This is a genomic window from Rhizobium ecuadorense (assembly GCF_001187535.1).
Classification (GTDB): domain Bacteria; phylum Pseudomonadota; class Alphaproteobacteria; order Rhizobiales; family Rhizobiaceae; genus Rhizobium; species Rhizobium ecuadorense.
In genome coordinates this window covers 1-223 of the sequence record NZ_LFIO01000103.1, presented here as the reverse complement: position 1 = coordinate 223, position 223 = coordinate 1, and the positions used below count along the sequence as shown (strand labels likewise).

At 61.0% G+C, this 223-nt stretch carries 1 protein-coding gene; it reads right to left on the bottom strand.

All coding sequences use genetic code 11. The features are described from left to right. A partial coding sequence (locus AF337_RS03910; RefSeq protein WP_152970889.1) for a carbohydrate ABC transporter permease occupies window positions 1-223 on the bottom strand: 223 nt, incomplete at both ends.

The window sequence follows — 223 nt, the reverse complement described above, 5'->3', positions numbered from 1 at the left end:
GCGGAAAGGTGATCTCCTTGAAACTCTGCCAGCCTGACGCTCCATCCACTTTCGCCGCCTCCTTGATTTCGGAAGGAAGCGCCTGAAGGCCGGCGAGCAGCAGGATCATCATGAACGGGATCGACACCCAGGCATCCATGGCCATGATCGAGGTTCGCGCGAGCCACGGCGTCGAAAAGAAAGCCGGATTGTCCCAGCCAAGATGGCGCGCAAGGGTCGCCGC